This is a genomic window from Porphyromonas sp. COT-239 OH1446, assembly GCF_000768875.1.
Classification (GTDB): domain Bacteria; phylum Bacteroidota; class Bacteroidia; order Bacteroidales; family Porphyromonadaceae; genus Porphyromonas.
In genome coordinates this window covers 1-16,763 of sequence record NZ_JRAO01000008.1, presented here as the reverse complement: position 1 = coordinate 16,763, position 16,763 = coordinate 1, and the positions used below count along the sequence as shown (strand labels likewise).

At 42.4% G+C, this 16,763-nt stretch carries 18 protein-coding genes; 10 read left to right on the top strand and 8 right to left on the bottom strand.

Annotated elements, in window-relative coordinates:
* Nucleotides 1-68: 68 nt before the first annotated feature.
* From HQ37_RS01445 to HQ37_RS01430, 4 genes are all read left to right on the top strand, one after another.
* On the top strand, nucleotides 69-611 hold the full coding sequence (locus HQ37_RS01445; RefSeq protein WP_235264613.1) for a DUF6371 domain-containing protein: 543 nt from the start codon (nucleotides 69-71) through the stop codon (nucleotides 609-611).
* A gap of 100 nt (nucleotides 612-711) precedes the next feature.
* Complete coding sequence (locus HQ37_RS01440; RefSeq protein ID WP_036879409.1) at nucleotides 712-1,065, top strand: MobC family plasmid mobilization relaxosome protein; 354 nt, start codon at nucleotides 712-714, stop codon at nucleotides 1,063-1,065.
* Nucleotides 1,062-1,988, top strand: coding sequence for a relaxase/mobilization nuclease domain-containing protein (locus tag HQ37_RS01435; protein WP_036879403.1), 927 nt, complete (start codon nucleotides 1,062-1,064; stop codon nucleotides 1,986-1,988). The genes HQ37_RS01440 and HQ37_RS01435 overlap by 4 nt, the downstream gene beginning before the upstream one ends.
* The gene (locus tag HQ37_RS01430; protein WP_036879400.1) at nucleotides 1,985-2,680 is read left to right on the top strand and encodes a hypothetical protein; all 696 of its coding nucleotides are present in this window, start codon (nucleotides 1,985-1,987) and stop codon (nucleotides 2,678-2,680) included. The genes HQ37_RS01435 and HQ37_RS01430 overlap by 4 nt, the downstream gene beginning before the upstream one ends.
* 437 nt (nucleotides 2,681-3,117) lie before the next feature.
* On the opposite strand, the gene HQ37_RS01425 is transcribed toward HQ37_RS01430, so the two are convergent.
* From HQ37_RS01425 to HQ37_RS01395, 7 genes are read right to left on the bottom strand one after another with little or no spacing between them, the layout of a single operon-like run.
* A complete protein-coding gene (locus HQ37_RS01425) occupies nucleotides 3,118-5,043 on the bottom strand; it encodes an ATP-binding protein (RefSeq protein WP_036879398.1) in 1,926 nt (641 codons plus the stop codon).
* On the bottom strand, nucleotides 5,040-6,380 hold the full coding sequence (locus tag HQ37_RS01420; RefSeq protein ID WP_021678683.1) for an SIR2 family protein: 1,341 nt from the start codon (nucleotides 6,378-6,380) through the stop codon (nucleotides 5,040-5,042). Before HQ37_RS01420 ends, HQ37_RS01425 begins: the two co-directional genes overlap by 4 nt.
* 1 nt (nucleotide 6,381) lies before the next feature.
* The gene (locus HQ37_RS01415) at nucleotides 6,382-7,491 is read right to left on the bottom strand and encodes a restriction endonuclease subunit S (protein ID WP_036879395.1); all 1,110 of its coding nucleotides are present in this window, start codon (nucleotides 7,489-7,491) and stop codon (nucleotides 6,382-6,384) included.
* Nucleotides 7,492-7,508: 17 nt separating this feature from the next.
* Nucleotides 7,509-9,554 carry a class I SAM-dependent DNA methyltransferase gene (locus HQ37_RS01410; protein WP_036879393.1) on the bottom strand — a complete coding sequence of 682 codons (2,046 nt, stop codon included), beginning with the start codon at nucleotides 9,552-9,554 and terminating at the stop codon, nucleotides 7,509-7,511.
* A gap of 36 nt (nucleotides 9,555-9,590) precedes the next feature.
* Nucleotides 9,591-10,535 (bottom strand): HipA domain-containing protein, encoded by a 945-nt coding sequence (locus tag HQ37_RS01405; protein ID WP_036879391.1) that lies wholly within the window; start codon nucleotides 10,533-10,535, stop codon nucleotides 9,591-9,593.
* Complete coding sequence (locus tag HQ37_RS01400; protein WP_025843062.1) at nucleotides 10,525-10,860, bottom strand: HipA N-terminal domain-containing protein; 336 nt, start codon at nucleotides 10,858-10,860, stop codon at nucleotides 10,525-10,527. Before HQ37_RS01400 ends, HQ37_RS01405 begins: the two co-directional genes overlap by 11 nt.
* Nucleotides 10,857-11,081, bottom strand: a complete 225-nt coding sequence (locus HQ37_RS01395; protein WP_036879389.1) for a helix-turn-helix transcriptional regulator — start codon at nucleotides 11,079-11,081, stop codon at nucleotides 10,857-10,859. Before HQ37_RS01395 ends, HQ37_RS01400 begins: the two co-directional genes overlap by 4 nt.
* A 390-nt stretch (nucleotides 11,082-11,471) precedes the next feature.
* Here HQ37_RS01395 and HQ37_RS01385 point away from each other — a divergent pair, with 390 nt between their 5' ends.
* The 6 genes from HQ37_RS01385 to HQ37_RS08290 all read left to right on the top strand — a co-directional run bounded on the left by HQ37_RS01385 (nucleotide 11,472) and on the right by HQ37_RS08290 (nucleotide 15,562).
* On the top strand, nucleotides 11,472-11,753 hold the full coding sequence (locus HQ37_RS01385; RefSeq protein ID WP_036879386.1) for a hypothetical protein: 282 nt from the start codon (nucleotides 11,472-11,474) through the stop codon (nucleotides 11,751-11,753).
* A gap of 72 nt (nucleotides 11,754-11,825) precedes the next feature.
* Nucleotides 11,826-12,131: a transposase gene (locus HQ37_RS01380; RefSeq protein WP_036879384.1), complete on the top strand. Its 306-nt coding sequence runs from the start codon at nucleotides 11,826-11,828 to the stop codon at nucleotides 12,129-12,131.
* Between the two features lie 30 nt (nucleotides 12,132-12,161).
* Complete coding sequence (locus HQ37_RS01375; protein WP_036879369.1) at nucleotides 12,162-12,956, top strand: IS3 family transposase; 795 nt, start codon at nucleotides 12,162-12,164, stop codon at nucleotides 12,954-12,956.
* A 137-nt stretch (nucleotides 12,957-13,093) separates the two neighbouring features.
* Entirely contained in the window at nucleotides 13,094-13,462 is a 369-nt protein-coding gene (locus tag HQ37_RS08300; protein WP_152566759.1) for an NAD-dependent epimerase/dehydratase family protein, read from the top strand.
* Between the two features lie 50 nt (nucleotides 13,463-13,512).
* Complete coding sequence (locus HQ37_RS01370; protein ID WP_200879444.1) at nucleotides 13,513-14,361, top strand: transposase; 849 nt, start codon at nucleotides 13,513-13,515, stop codon at nucleotides 14,359-14,361.
* 760 nt (nucleotides 14,362-15,121) lie between these two features.
* A complete protein-coding gene (locus HQ37_RS08290; RefSeq protein WP_036879363.1) occupies nucleotides 15,122-15,562 on the top strand; it encodes a hypothetical protein in 441 nt (146 codons plus the stop codon).
* 208 nt (nucleotides 15,563-15,770) lie between these two features.
* On the opposite strand, the gene HQ37_RS01360 is transcribed toward HQ37_RS08290, so the two are convergent.
* Entirely contained in the window at nucleotides 15,771-16,673 is a 903-nt protein-coding gene (locus tag HQ37_RS01360; RefSeq protein WP_036879360.1) for an IS982 family transposase, read from the bottom strand.
* Nucleotides 16,674-16,763: the final 90 nt, after the last annotated feature.

The window sequence follows — 16,763 nt, the reverse complement described above, 5'->3', positions numbered from 1 at the left end:
GTATCTGCTCAAAATGATAAGCGAAAAGCTAAGCGAGGGGTCATCCATGAATGACTCCTCGCTTAGCAATGCTTTTTAAGGGACGACTACATAGCCTACTCAAACGTCCAAACTACAACCTTAGTCAATGCTTTTTCGGAGAGCATCTTCTTGATGCCGACAAGCAGAAACCAATCGCTCTGGTTGAGAGCGAAAAGACGGCACTCATTGCGTCTCATTATCTACCTCAATATCTGTGGCTGGCAACTGGCGGAAAGCACGGATGTTTCAAAAGCAGCAATCTCGTTCCTCTCTTCGAGCGTCAAGTAGTTCTCTTCCCCGACCTCGGAGCAACGGACTATTGGCAGGAGAAACTAAAGATGATGCAGAGCCTCGGAATGGAGGTGCAGCTCTTCGATTATTTGGAGAAACACGCTCCTCTTCAAGACCAGCAAGCTGGCTACGATATCGCGGATTACCTCCTCCAAATCAAAACACAAACGAGTGTGCTGAAAGACCTCATTCGGCAAAATCCCAACCTCCAACTTCTGATCGATAAACTCGGACTTCGGGTCGTGAAAGAGCAAAGATTGGCACAACTTCTTCCACAGAAGAGAAGACTGCATAGGTAGAGAAGCAAGTTTGTGTTTTGGATAACCCAAAACCTCCTTGACGTCCATCAAGCAGGGTGAAATAATCCCGATGGTCTCATCAATAAAAACGAAAGAAACAATGACAACAGAAGACAAAAAGAAAGGGGGACGCCCCACTAAAAAACTATCCGAGAAGAGAAGCTATTCCGTCCTACTCAAACTGAATACGATGGAGTACTTCACCCTCAAAAGTAAAGCCTCAGAGGCTGGTATCAATAAGAATGAATTTCTGAGAATGCTCATCTCAGAAAGTTCCATCAAGCCCAGAGTTACGCCTAAGCAGATGCGAGAGATACGCCAGCTTTCAGGCATAGCAAACAACATCAATCAAATTGCTCATCGCCTTCACACTTTTGGGATCTCTACCATACCGAACGAGTTACGAATGCTCAAACATTTAGTCGATGAACAACTCAAAGCCCTGAAATCATGATAGCCAAGATAATCAAAGGAACATCCTTTTCTGGAGTTCTTGCCTATATTCTCGGGAAGCAAGAGGGAAAAGCGAGGGTTCTCTATGCAGAAGGAGTTAGGAGGGATGCTTCGTCTCACGAGATAGCTAACGACTTTGCGCTACAAGCCTCAATGCGTCCTAATGTTAAGAAACCAGTCTGTCATACCATCTTGAGTTTCTCGGCTGAAGATGCTGAGCGACTGGACGACAAGACGATGAAAAACTTGGCACTACAATACTTGCAGAAGATGGGCTATGGAGATACACAGTACCTCATTGTACGCCATCTCGACAGAGAGCATCCCCACGTACACATCTGCATCAATCGTATAGACAACAACGGAAAAACTATTTCCGACAGCAACGAAAAGTACCGCTCAACAAAGGTCTGCAAAGAAATCACCGAGGCTAACCAGTTGAAATGGGGCGAAGGGAAAGAGGTTGTAAAACGTCATAGGCTTCGAGGGAATGACCGACTTCGGTATGAAATCTTCGATACCATCAAAGCCGTATTACCTCGATGCCAGAATTGGGACGAACTTTCTTCTGCTCTGAGACGCCAAGGGATAGACATACAATTCAAGACAAAAGGACAGACCGATCTGGTAGAGGGCGTACTCTTCAGCAAAGAAGGCGTAAGTTTTAGTGGTTCACACATCGATCGCTCATGTAGCTACTCCAAACTCACCTTTGCTTTAGAACAGAATGCAAAGCAAGCTCTTTCTTCGCCTCACCCCTCTTCTGAAACAGAAAGTTTTATCGGAGAGCTGGGTGAAGCCATAGAAGACCTTGGCGAGGGTCTTTTCGATAGCAATGCGCCTGCCGTAGATGTCGCAGAACTCGTATTCCAACGTAAACTAAGAAATCAAGCTAATAAGAAACTAAAAGGTAGAAGATTATGAACGACCAAATGAACATCCTCCTAGAAGTACTCGAGGAAATCAAGCAACAGAACAGAGGACTCAAAACGAGTATCTCCAACCTTGCATCTCAACCAATCTCAACAACTGCATCATCAGAAGAGGACGGCATCTCTCTTACAGATGTAGCACGCCTCATCGGGCAAAAGATTGAGATAGATGGCAAATTCAAGAATGAACTAACAGATGTCGCTATCGTCCTTGGTAAACGAATCCGAGAAATCAAAGATGACATCACAAAGACTCAAGAGCGACAAGCCGAAAACATTGCCTCTCTATCCGAGAAAATCCAAGAAACTCAATCTCCTCCAGAGATCAAGAAGTACTACCTCTTTGATGTCAAGCGATGGATGGAGTGGCTCATCTGGGGTACATCAATCATTCTCCTCACTTGCACTATCGGCTGGGCAGTGTATCTTCGCAATGCCAATCAGACTCTCGAAAGCTATGCTCTCCGCTACCGCATCATACGTATGGAGCAAGGCTATAATAGCCCCACTATCGCCCATCTCGACAGTCTCTTCTCTTCCGAAGACTCCTCCGACTCCATTCACCAACTACGCCACCAGGTCAGCAATTACGAACTCGCCATCGAACGCCAAGCTGAACTACACCTCCAACAGCAACGCCTCTCCCAAGAGCAAGAAGCCCTCACTCAACAACTCCAGCGGTAATAAGACGTGAGTTCGATATAAAGAAATGGCACAACACATTGGTTATTAGTGTGTTTTATTTTCCACACAGTGTTTTTCAGGCACTTATATTGCTTTCAGATGGCTTTTTATCTACATCTGAAACCCAATGACTTAGAAGCCGCCCCTTCTTCCCGATCATTATGCAGCCGGAGAATCACAAAAGAGTATGATTTACAGCTACTTGTTATTTTTATGGTATGTTCGCTTAGATCGAACTGGCGTTAATAAGAAGTTGCCTAACAGAATCTTAGAGAATGCTGTTAGGCGACCGTCTTACTTGTCAGCAAAAATATCATGTAGTTCTCTTAAGAGCTCTTTCTTTTTGATGAGATAAGAGATACATTAGAAAATAAATCTATTGCTTTGAAAGAAGAGTTATGGTGTTAGCTGAATATGTAAATTAACTACTGATGTAATTAAGTTAATCCCCATTCTTCTGAAATGATACAATTCTTACTGTTCGGTTCTGGATCTGCTTTAATAACCTCAACTTGCAGTGGCATAGGAACACAAAAGCCAAAGATCAATGCTTCTCCAGCAGAAGCTTGCTTAATCTTTACGAGGTAGTCTTCGGAAAAATAGGGTAATACAGAGTAGATGTAATCTAGGTCTATTTTGTTCTGTGTCCTATGAATAATGTAGTTAGCACATTGAGACAAAACGGTGGGGGATAATTCCGAAGGGCGTTGAGAAGAAATAAAAAGATAGCATGCATATTTACGTCCTTCTCTTGCCACTCGCTCAAAGAGATTTTCTTTCAAAATGTACTCCTTATCCTTACGTATATATCGATGAGCCTCATCAAGGATCAAATGTATTGGATTTTTCCGTCTGTCTTCTCCACTACGCTCTTTCCTATAATCGAAAATCATTCTAGTAAGGACTCCTGTAACGAGTTCTAAGGTGTCATTCCCTAGGGCACTGAGTTCTATTGTCAGTAAAAACTTGTTGGATGGCTCCTGTTTAATAACACCAATATTCCGTAGGTATTCATCTCTATTATTTCCCATTTCAGAGGAGTCGGTTCTCATAAAAGCACACTCGAGATTTTCCAAAAAGTAGTCTAAACGAGAGAACATAGTCGATGTATACTCTCTGATACGACTATTACCTTTGGCTTCCTCATCAATAAGGGTCATCTCTGCTGCAATTTTGAGAAATTTATGGTTATAGTACTGACCGTGAGGGAGCCGAGTTTCTAGTACATCTCTTATTTTCTCAAAATCAATTTCACCAATCTGTGCTTCAATTTTCATGGAGAGTTTATTGTCATTCTTACCATAATCTATTGTACAGGCATCTTGATATTCTTTAATTGTGGTGATTATGTTTGCTAAAGCAGATCCATTCTTCTCATTCTTCAAAGAAGTCAAAATGGCTTGGATACTTGCTAATAAGCCTTGAGAAGATGTTATTTTGGATGTGTCACTATCTGTTCGAGAAAGTATTCCTGCTAACATCTGAGAAATTCTCCAGCGTATATAAAGCTCAAACTTTTCAGTTTTTCCTGTGTCCTCTTGAGCAAGACTTATCCAATAGAATCGATAACATTCTTGAAGGACTCTATCCCAAAAGGGACGTTGAGTTCGTTCTGAAGCCATTAGAAAAGCAAGCCACTCATCAAGATTCAATAAATAATAGGGCAAATAGAAGGGAGAGTACGCAACTTTATCCTCCTTTGTTTCCTCTACAGTATTTCCCTCTGTAATATTTGGACATAGGTGTTTAGCATCAGGGAATGCTTGTGCATACTCCCCATTCACATCGAATAAGATAGTCGTGTGTTTTGCCCCCATAGCTCCTATCTGCTGGAGTATCCGCGCTATAGTATAAGACTTTCCACTACCACTATTCCCTAATATGGCAGTATGTATTGAGAATAACTTATCTATATCAAGATGTATTGGGTAACCTTGAAGATTTCTACTATTCCCCAAATAGACACCTCTATTGGAGTTTTTCTGAACAGCATCTTTGAGAGCATCATTGAGGTCATTCTCTGTAACAACATAGACATCTGCATATACGGATGGATAAGTCACTATACCCAATTTGAATCCATCTGTTCGATATGATCCAATAGGCTTCATAAATAAGTCTCTAGGAGAGTCAAGACGAAACTCTTGTCCTAAAGCACTATCAGTTGTAATTCCTTGTTCGTATATTGCCGTGACTTCACATAGAATCATCTCGTTGGCATGGTTACTTACCTTTAGATAGCTCCCGATATTGCCAAAGTGATAAACCTTCCCTTTTATGTTGATAGAGGCAACTTTTGCGTCATTGAGTAGACGAACTTTAAAGCGATCATACTCGATGGATATTATTTTCCCAACTATCATTTTAGCTCTTTATACTTAAATATTTCGTTGGAGAATTTATTCAACAACTCTTGACTATCATCCTGCTGAGATATTATGTCTGATATGAGCCTCACAAACTTAGAAAAGTAGTGAATTGGAGCGTTCTTTTCAGTAGGACCTACTTCTCCCGACGAATCCTTTTCTTCATCTGATTCTGAAGAATTGAACTCAGTCTTAGGGTCTTGATTTTCTTCCCAAAGGTGATAAATACGTCGGTCATCCACGTTTTTGATTTCCTTACTCTCGTCAAGTTTATTTACGACAACTATATTTAAGCTACTATTGGCAGCTAAAGCCTGATAGATAATTCGATTGAGGTGCTCATCACTAAAGGAATATCCACATACAAAGAGAACACTATTGGGTTGTAGTAGTTTGTGATGGAAAGCTCGTATAATATCTGTATATGGGCTACCTAAGCTCTTATTCTGTTTGGTAGGAGCTGGATAGATCATTACTCTTTCACTTTGTGCAGAGAAACTAGATTGTGTTGCATCAATTTCTACGATGTTGTAGAACTTATTTCCTATGCTTTCTTGTTCTACCCAATTGACAGAACCATGAAGCTTATATAGATAGACCATATTATCTACTGGCTCATATTTATCAATGGATGTGTCCATTCTCTTAGAGTAGCTGTAATGGAACAAAGAGGGATTAAAGTATCGTTTTATACCAGGAGTGAATCCATTGATATACATCGTATTCGTGTTGTCCATCGCCGTTTCATTGAATAGATCATTATTTGTTGTGAACACTGACAATCGAGAAAGTTCCTTAGATCGAAGGGCTAGAGTACGATAGAATGTTTCATACACTTTTAGAGTGGAAGTAAAGCGATCTTCCTTTTGACTTATTTCTTCTCTACATTTATCAGAAATATTTTGATTCAATTGAGTTAAGATGTACCCCTCTATTTGTTCAATCAGGCTTTTTGTTGTGTCATATTCTTTAGTTTCGCCTTCATCTTTTTCAATGCCTAAGTAATAGGAAAGACGAGCATAAAGCAATCCCAGAATTTCCTCAAGGTTCTCTTGAGCCTTGTTAGAAACTTTATCGAATAACTGCGGGTTTTGGGGAGACCGAGGAGTTGTCTTTATCTCCTCCTTCACTCCTGCATATAAGCCTGACATCAGAGGAAGTGCTGGGGAGCTGGTACCAGAACCGAGTAAAAAGGACACATTTTTGAGTTGAAGTTGATCTCGCAAAAACCGCACAATATACTCTTCTTTTTTATCCGGGTCATCATTGCATACAGGATCTTTACCCTGAGAGAATTGCACATTTTTCCAAAGCAGTTCATTACGACTGTCCATATCAAATTAAATTTCTATTAGAAGTTTTATTTAGGACTTGTTTCGTTGCCTCAATCTCTCGGTCGGCATAGAGAACCACTTCCTTAATAACTAATTTCTGAATTGCAGAAATGAACGTCTTCATACCAGAGTAGTCAGGAGAGCCTTGATGTTCCAGTAAAAACATTTGCTCTTTTAAGCTCTGAGAGCTTCTAAGTTTTTTCCCAAATGAATACTTGCCGACTAACGCTCTACTCATTGCTGTTGTAAAGAAGAGCATTAGCTCTTGGGAATAGTTTTTTTGATCGTCCCAATACACCCCTGTATCATCTCCTGCCCCAAAGCCATAGTTTCGATAGAATGTATTGCCAAAAATATCTATTGTAATAGAGTTGGGAGGGAATGTAGCGATAGGATTGGAAATATAATTAATCACCCCGGTATTAGATGTACCAGCCATAACAAATGGAATAGCTCCTTCCTTTTGGTCATCCTTTTTGAGTCGACGTCCTTGTTTGATATGATTAAATACTTTCTCAAAACGATACTTTCCCCACTCGACATTCCCAGCCTCAAAATTCTTAATAGCTTGTTCTTCTTCGGGAGTAAGGGTATAGTCCTTGAGTCCTGTCACAAAAAGATAAGCCTTTAGCTCTGCTATACGCAGAGCCTTTAGCTCTGCTATAAACTTTTCCATAAACTCGAAGTCTATCTCTCCATTATGAGTTGGAAGGAGGCAAGTTTTATTGCGAAAAACGGCATCAACATCTCTCACTAATACAGACAACAATATAGGCTTCTGCTTATTTAGTATCGTTGTAAAAAAGGAGATACTACTATCTGTTAGTTCGATTTTAGGGACAATTTTTCTTACAAATTGCCCAGCATACCAACATTTTCTTCGATAAAAGAAATCCATCTGAAGTAGTCCGAGACTCCAAGTTCCAGCTTCATTTAGATTTTCCTCATTGACAAACCCTGTCGTCTGCAATATGCCTTGGTCTTGCGAAGTTCTTGTCACATAATCATACTCACTACCTAGAGTCAACACCTCCTTATTAAAACTAGAAGTACTCTTAATTTCAAACAAATCACCAAGTCTGTATTCGCCCCACTCAACGCTCTCAAGCATTTTGTTGAGTGGGGCATCTATTTTCCCAAGCTATTCTCTCCATCTGTTTGTTGTTTGAGTAAGTTGGAAACCTCCCAAGCAAGGTAATCGGCTACGGTCTTCTTGAAGTCGGCAAGCGTTGGGTGGGTGTCCACGGGGGTAGACTTATTCCAGTCACTCCCATTTTGGGGATCAATAGTTGCTTCGTAGTATTCCTTTTCGGTGAAAATTTTCAGGTACTGCTTACCATAAAGAACAAGATTTACTAGCTCATCATAACGTTCCTTGGCTTGGTCTGTATCACGCAAATTAACACTTGCCTTTTTACGATTAGTGCGTGTATATCCATCATTGGAGAAATCGATAAACTTTACGATATGCTTAGGATCATGCTTCTCTGCGACCTTGAAGACATAGATATTCGTTTGCACACTAGACTTGCCGAGGAAGAGGTCTATCGGCATCTTGATACTCGCCACAAGTGTATTACGCTGGAGTATACGCTTATTGATTTCTCGTGCCTTACCACTGCCTGCAGAGTTCTGAATAATCACTGCAGCATATCCCTTACTCATCATACTGAGAGCACGCTCTACGAAATTCATTCCGTTGCCATCAGCCGAATAAGGCGGATTGAGGACAAAAGCATCGGCAGGGAAAGGTGTGTTATCCTTTCCAAAACCATACCTACCATCGAAGTCCGTGAGAGAGTTTTTGTTGAGGATGTTTGAGCTACCATCCCCCATCAATATCATGTTGAGGATAGCCAACATATATACACTCGAGAGAAGCTCTAGACCGAGAAGTTGCTCCGCCTTAATGAGTGCTTCTTTTCGAGCTAGCTTGTCGGGTGAGTTTATAGTACGACGAGCATCATTGAGCATTTCATTCATTGCAGCTACAAGTAGACCAGCAGAGCCAGTTGCAAAATCCCAAACATAAGAGTCTTTGTTGACTCGTGCTAAGCGAACGAGGAGCTGTGCTACGTATGAAGGTGTCAGTACTACATCATTGAGCTTGTCCTGCGTAAATCCGAGCCACGAATACATTTCATTAAAGAGTTTACCCGTGAAGTCTGTTGTCAGGCCAATCTTATAATAGATACCGAGATCATCTACAATTTTACAGAAAACACGCTTGAGCTGAGTTTCTCCGTTTTCGACCCTATTGATATTTTCCGTCGTAAGGGTGTTCTGTAAGGTCCTTAAGATAAGGTCTTTCTTCTCTGTGGGGATGGCTTTCTCTTTGAGAAAGGCTCGTATCTTGCGCATAATAATCTCTCCATCCGTGCTACCGGCCTCTTGTAACGACAAGAGCTCTGCTTTTTCAAGAGGACGTACTTTACCCGGAATACCAAGAGTCGCGATAATGGAAGCTGCAACGAGGTAGACTCTGTCATTTTCTCCAAGTCCCTTTTCACTCTGATAAATGTCGTTGTTTAACTTCGCAAGACTGATGTTTATTTCCTGCTCTCGCTGCTCTTTGAGACGCTGTAGCTCCTCGGGAGTAAGGCTTAGTTTATTAACACGCTCAATAAATGAATCGAAGTTCTCAGCCTTTAGGAAAGATAGATCCTCATACTTGCCGACCTCCTGTCCGACTCCAAGATTACCCTTGGACACATAGTAGACCCCGATCTCGTACTGTAGCTCCCCTCTCTCATCTCGATATCCCGTTACCCCGATTGAGATGATGTCAGTATAACCAGTATGGTGTAGTATGGCATTGGCATAATGAATAGCCCCATTGACTGCATAAGAGTTGATATGCTTGAAGTTAGGCTCATTCTTGGCCTTCTTATTATCTACAATACCCTGTGCATCGAGCTTGACAAGCTTATCCTTATAGCCTTTGTATTCAATCAGAATAGGATAGTAGTTGAGTTGCTTATCTCTGAGTAGGAGCTTTGCATCGGGGCGATTAGCACCACTACCTCCGTTTTTGGTAAAATACTCATTCAAAGCCTTATCAATCTCAGCATTGAGACTCTGTTGCTCTAGTTTATAGTCTAACTTGTAGGATCTGAGCCAACCATTCACTAGGTCAGCTATATTAGGCTCTACAGATTGAATACCTTTTGCCATATATCAAATTTATTTTTATTCTTAATGTTATTACTACTACTCGATAATGAAACTAAGTCGATTTCTAATCAGTTGAATATACTGTCCCTGCATATCCTCAGGAAGGAAGCTCTGACGGATGCAGGCTTCCCATTCGGGGAGGATGTGTTGGAAGCGAGCGAAAATATTGTCACACACTTTCTCATCTAGTCCTGAGGCTGTCATCGCTTCGAGGAAGTGTTGGCGAGTGAGTTTGCGCTTTTTGCCACAGAGGGTCAATGCAAGTTCTTCTGTATCCTCAGGAATAACAAGTGCCGTAGACAGCAGGTCGTAAGCTGGAGTGAGTTGATATTCATTTCCCTCTGGAGCATAGAGCGAGTAATTCTTGAGGTGCATATCGGCATTACCTATCAGCCACGAAAAGAGTACCTGCTCCCAGTACTTGACAAGATCAAGTTTTGGCACAGAGCTATACTTGGAGATCAGTTTGGCTACCTGCTCGTGTGAGCCTTTGTATTTATATTCGGTCAGACGCTCTGAGAGCTGGCACATATCTTCCATTGGGAGCTTTTCCCCTTGCCCTGTTCGGTCTATGCGACGAGTGATATAGCATAGTTCGCCATCGCTAAATCGCATCAGTCCATGAGGAACTGTTTCTATCTTGGCAATCTCTGCAAGGTGCATTGACACATCCTCCAATTCAGGGAGATGCGAATAACGCTCTGTTTGAGGTTTAAGAATAAACCGTCCCCACAAGCCCACGATGGTAAATCGCTTGGGCGAATTGCTCATTTGGTCAAAGTCGAGAGATAGCTTGGGTTGTACTCCTGTCACTGTGGTTTGCGAACGAACGACCTCGTCAGCCAACGCTCGTACTTCGCTACTTGTATAAGGCAATATAGGAGCTTGGGGCGTCCCAAACAATTTGCGACAACACTTGGCATGGTAATCCATCTCTCCATCAACCAAAGGTTCGTAGCAGTATAGGCATCTATTCTTCATCTTCAATCGTTTTTAGAGGTTCGATACTTACCGCTCCAATGCAGTCTCGGCAACAAGCCAACAGCAAAGCCATTCGATCCCTTGCGTCTATCTTCCAATTCTTCTGAGCAATATCTAACAGCCATCCCTCAGGGATAAGTCCGTCAAAAAATGGATGAAGCATATTGCTTTGGAAAGGTTCTTTTCGCAAAGGCATTGTTAGGCTTATGCCTTGAGCTTCGGGCATAGTGAGATAGTCCTTGTCGTAAGCAAAGGAATAGCCTTCATCACTTTCTGTGAGGATGCCTGCCTTGAGGCTTTTCCAATAAACAATTGCCTGTTTCATACGTCATCTCCTTCTCGTTTCATCGGCACAGGACCACACTCCGAGCCAAAGAGTTCAAAGATTTTATTGACCTTGTCGAGGCGGAGCGTGGTCTTACCCTGCTCGAGTTCACGCACGAAGCGTAGCCCCACTCCTGCTTTCTCGGATAGGTTTACTTGTGTCAGTTTATATTTTTTGCGCATTTCCTTCACGTACTGCGCTATGATTGTCCTCGCTACCATTTTATATCAATTGCTGCTTGAAGTGTCACACTCTGGATATGTACCCAAAATGCCGTTTTCGGGTACACGTCCCAAAGATATGTACCCATTTTGTCTCTTTTGGGTACATATTCAAGGCATATCACTATGCACGACTCACTCCGCCAAAGTCATTATATACCTTATCAGTGGCAAATATAAGGAATGGGAATCTATTATGCCCCTTTTCGGGGGTATTATTTCAATGAAAGAAGGAATTATACCCAATAAGGAGGACTATGATATTTTCCTTACATCACTTTGCTTTGATATGCTCCGAAATGGGTACCACTAAATCCTATCTGTATATTTATTCCCCATTATCTATTTCTTGCTAAGGCAAGTAATTAATCCATTTACCGAGCATAACTTATGAGTACTATTACTTTAGATAAACTGATTCAGGAGGGAAAAGAACTAAAGTCCAATCTACTTTATGAGAGAGGATCTATGGGGTGGAGCTGGTATGAATGGGAATCAGACGAGTCCCAATCCTTGTATACTTCTTGGAAAAATACCTGTAAACGCTTTCTTGCTGTGAATTTTCCAAATGATATCAGTCGTAATGACTTTGAAGGAGCTATAAGAGCATTTGAGCAAGACACATCTCCTCAGAACTTTCAAGAAATAATCGGAGTATTGCAGGGGTTATAATACTCCCATAGAACTAGACACTAGCAGTAAAAAGTATTATTAACTTTAGGGGTATTAAAAGATATCAGAATTATGGGACGCCCAAGTAAGTACAGTTCGGTCTTCAAGGCAAAGGTAGCGTTGGAAGCGCTACGAGGAGATGTTACTCTTCAAGAGTTGGCGCAACGCTATAGCCTCAGCCCCTCAAAGATTAGTGAGTGGCTAAGTGAATTAGAGACGCACGCCCATCAAGCCTTTGAGCGTAGTAGCGTCAAAGATAAGGAACTGAAGAAAGTTCAGTCGGAGAACAAACGCCTCTTAGAGAAAGTGGGTCAACTGAGCATTGACTGTGATTTTTTTGCGAGCGCCTGCGAGGCATCCGGACTCAAAGTGAGATAATAGAGATGGAGGCATCTCGCACCTTGAGGCATGAGTCGCAAACACTTTTGTGTATATACGAGCCTCAATCGTTCAAGTCTTTACTACAAAGCTAAAGGCGAAAGTTCTGAAAACCTAGAGCTTATGCAGGAGATCGACCGCTACTACCTGGAGCATCCTAGAGCAGGTGTGTTACATATGCAGTCGATACTGACACTCAAGGGTTATCATGTTAATGTCAAGCGAGTTCGCCGCTTAATGCGCTTGATGCACTTAATGCCCATTTACCCGAAGCCTAGCCTCTCAAAAGGGACTATTCCGAGGTACGTACACCCTTATCTGTTGCGTGGTCTAGACATTCAACGCCCCAATCAGGTATGGAGTACGGACATCTCGTATATCCCTGTAGAAGGAGGATTTATGTATCTCTATGCGGTGATAGATGTGTATAGCCGATATATCTTAGGTTGGCGTTTGAGCAATACGCTCTCAGGGACGAACTGTATTGAACTCTTAGAGGAATGCATTCGTCAGCATGGCACACCTGAGATTGTGAATTCGGATCAAGGCGTGCAATATACCAGCCATCGCTGGGTAAGCCTTTTGGAAGGATATGGTATTAAGATCAGTATGGATGGGCGTGGGCGATGCAAGGATAATATTTGGATAGAGCGTTTTTGGCGTACTATTAAGCAGGAGTACATCTATCTCAATCCCACGAAGGATGTGGCGGTGCTGCGGTCTGGCATAGCGAAGTTCATGCGCTACTACAACTACGAACGCCCTCATCAGAGCCTTGAGTTGCTATTGCCAGCAAGGCAATACGGGATTATCGTTGCTGCCTAGCCAAGACCGCCAAAGAAAAAGAAGTAACTTTACGAGAGATTAGAAAGCAAACAACTAAAAACAAGTCAAACAACCCCGAAACTAGTTGTCGATTTTTGGGGAGTAGTATATCGCTTCTTTTCTATCTATGGGAAGATATGAGACCAGATATGGCAATCAGTTTATTTACCTCGGCGATATATCACGGCAAACCAATCACTCTCTATGGAAATAATGCTACAGCTCGAGATTTCACCTACATCAAAGATTTAGTTTGTGTGATAAAACAGATTACTCAAAAACTTCATGAGGGAGAAACTCTTGCTCCGATATACAATATTGGGAATCAGTCTCCTGTGCCTATAGAGAGGGTCGTTAGAATACTAGAGAAGCTATTGAATAAAACTAGTAAAATCACACATAGCCCATTGCGTCTAGGGGAAGCACAACTGACCTATTCAGACTCCTCACTATTATATAGTCGTCCCTTAAAAAGCGTTGCTAAGCGAGGAGTCATTCATGGATGACCCCTCGCTTAGCAACGCTTTTTAAGGGACGACTAATTAACTGTATCGACATGGCAACCAAACCAACCGAAACAGCTCCGAGCTTCCTACAAGTATATACTCAGGTTCGTCGCGACCGCATGAAGCACTCCTTTCTCCGCCAAATCAATGCTTGCGTTGATTGGAGAGGTATCCGCACGCTGCTGAACAAGAAGTACACCAAGACACAGAATGCCGTAGGTAACCCAGCCTACGATGCCTTGCTGATGTTCAAGATTCTTTTGCTAGAGACATGGTATGGTTTGAGCGATTATGAGGTTGAGGAACGCATCAATGATTCTCTGCTTTTCAGCGAATTCCTAGGCTTAGACCTTGGCTATCCCTCTCCCGATCATAGCACCATCAGTCGCTTTCGCTCGGAGCTAACGCGTCTAGGGATTATGGATAAACTCCTTCGAGAGTTGAACAAGCAGTTCAAGAAACATGGCATTAGCCGTATTGACCAAGGCGCCATTGTGGATGCCAGTATTGTAGACAGCCCTTATGCTCCCGATACGGTTGCTTTGCCCGCCTTGATCGAGAAGTCCGAGTTGTCATCAGGTGTAAGTGTGCTAGCGGACAAAGGCTATTGTAGCAAAAAGAATTCGGAGTACTTAGCTGGTCATGGCTTGGTGGACGGCATTATGCTCAAGGCTATTCGTGGGAAGACTCTTAGCGAGAGTCAGAAGGCATTCAACCGTGTGATCAGTAAGACAAGGTGCTTGATAGAACGCACCTTTGGCAGTATTCGTCGGTGGTTCTTGGGCGGACGCTGTCGCTACCGAGGGTTAGAGCGAACGCATACACAGAATATTCTTGAAGCTATGGCGTACAATCTCAAACGTATGCCAGGGCTGCTTGTGCTTCAAGCTGCCAAATAAGCACAAAATCCCCCGACCTTGTGAGCAATGAGCCACAAGGTCGGGGTAAAGGGGGAGGATAGCACCACTGAAAAACACAGCCTCAAGCAGCAAAAAACGATTGGAAAGAACATGGTGATATGACCCTAGCATTGCGCAATAGTCTCTTTATGCGGATTCCAGAGGTGAGGGAGTTGAGTTTCAACTTTTTCTTTTTTCCCTGCTTCTCGCATATCCGACATTTTTTATGCGTTTTTCCGTCGGGTCGGTCGTTTTCGTTTCAGGGGTGTAAAAAGGTAGAGCTTAGGACAAACAAGGTTTTACGGCGAGAATACTACCTGCAATGAAATGGAAGTGTGGAGATTGTCGTCTAAACGGCTTGCCGCCTCGACCTTTATTGTCCGTAAAAGCCCGGAACTACCTTTGCCGCTGACAACGAACAACCAATCCCGACATGATACACAGGCATAAGTGGAGGATGTGCAGACAGAGAAGCAGGGCGAAAACAGAAAACGCAGTCTATGGGGGGACTGCATTTATCATAGAAACGAAATACACGAAAAACAAAAAGTCGCCCCAACGGACGGCTTTACAAAAATAATTCGGAGAAAATTCTTTTTTCTCACGGTATACTGTTATCTTTGCAACAGACAAAGTGCTTTTTTGACACGGCAAAATAAGATAAAGTATAGAAGCTCGCTGGTTTCCTTATCGTTACCTCCCTTTATTGACAAACAATATAATCTATTGATTATTTGGTGTTTATAAAATTCTCTATGCCTTGCCATGTGGCAAGCTCGCCAGCGACCCAAAACTCGCCTGTGCTAACTTCGTTAATGCTCTGGAGCGTATCCCCAAAGTCATAGAGTCGCACGAGAAGGAACTTGCCAAGGCAACGGCAGATATTGGTGTATACACGACGATTGCCAATGGGTCGTGGAAAAAAGAGGAAGAGTTGCGCTTGCTTAAGGGGCAGGTAGCGGAGCTCGACCGGAAAATAGCTCTCGAATTAGTCCCTCCCGAGACAGAGAAAGAAGAGGAGAAAGCTAAGCAGGAACAAGATCAAGGCTCAGCTATAAGAGATACAAAGCAAAAGGAGATTTCCTCTTCTACTCAATATATGACAACGCCCCAGTCTACGGTGTCCACTCCGAAGAGTGGACCGGAAGACCAAGGCGTGATGAGCCGTGTGGTGATTTCTAAGCCGAAGTGGAAGATATAGAATAAAAAATACAAAAGGGACTGTGTAGTAAAGTACACAGCCCCATCTTTTCCATTTTATAGTGCTAATAGTACGATAAGAGTATCTATCGGCACTTTTCCACTGCAAAGTTAAGCTTTTCTTCTATTCTATACAAGAGCCTCATAAAATCAAAAAAAATCAGACAAGATGAAACTGAGATACAAAATAACGTGAGTTCGATATAATTTTAGAACATTCTTAGTTGCCCGTCATTTATGTAACTCACATCAATAGCGGGTTTCTTTTCAAAGAAACAATATGCTGCTATTGCCGAGAGTGCGTTTGCAATGAAGTTGTCGAAAGATCGGTGTCTGGAATGCTCAATCTGTGCGATGTTCTTCAACTCGTCATTAACCGTTTCAATCAGTGCCCGTTTCCTGAGAATGATTTTATCAGTAATACTCATAAGGGAATTCCTCATATTATTCTTGACTTTGGTTATCAGTTGTGTTCCATTCATGAATAGATTTTCAAACAATGCTTGTCCGATATATCCCTTATCACCACACAATTTCCCTTTTACATTCTTTACGAACCGACTCTGTTTCAAAGGCTCTCTGTCATCCACGTTACCCGGAGTGAATATAAAGTTCAGTATCTCTCCCTTATCATTGATAATCAGATGCAGTTTAAACCCGAAGAACCATCCCATGGAACATTTCCTCCGTTCGGCAAGGCCCTCGAATGTTTTGTGAATCAGAACCCGTTGATTACGGCAGACGCGTAAAGGGGTAGAATCCACGAAACTGATTCCGGTATATTCTCCCAACAGAACTTGCTTTATGAAGATAGTCAGCGAGAGCAACACTTCCTTTTCCAGTTCCACAAAACGGTTATACGAAACTCTCTGGGGAAATAGGTGTGTCAGATGTTTGCAGACATATTCCTGATAATAGTGTTTGAAGCAACGCCCCCACGAATGGAACAGAATCAGAATGACCATAATTTCCGCATCGCTCATACGATTGGGCTTATTGCGATGCGGGAGTGAATTATCTTCAACCAGATATTTTTCTTGTTGAACTGCAAATTCCTTGCAAAAATCATCTGCCATACAATAAATCTCCGTAACCCCAGACTCTGGGAACATGCTATATTCAACTTAGAAGTGCAAATTTTGGCAGTGGGATACAGGCTTTAACCCCCTAAACACCTAGAGGGGGTTGCAGGGGGAAACCTC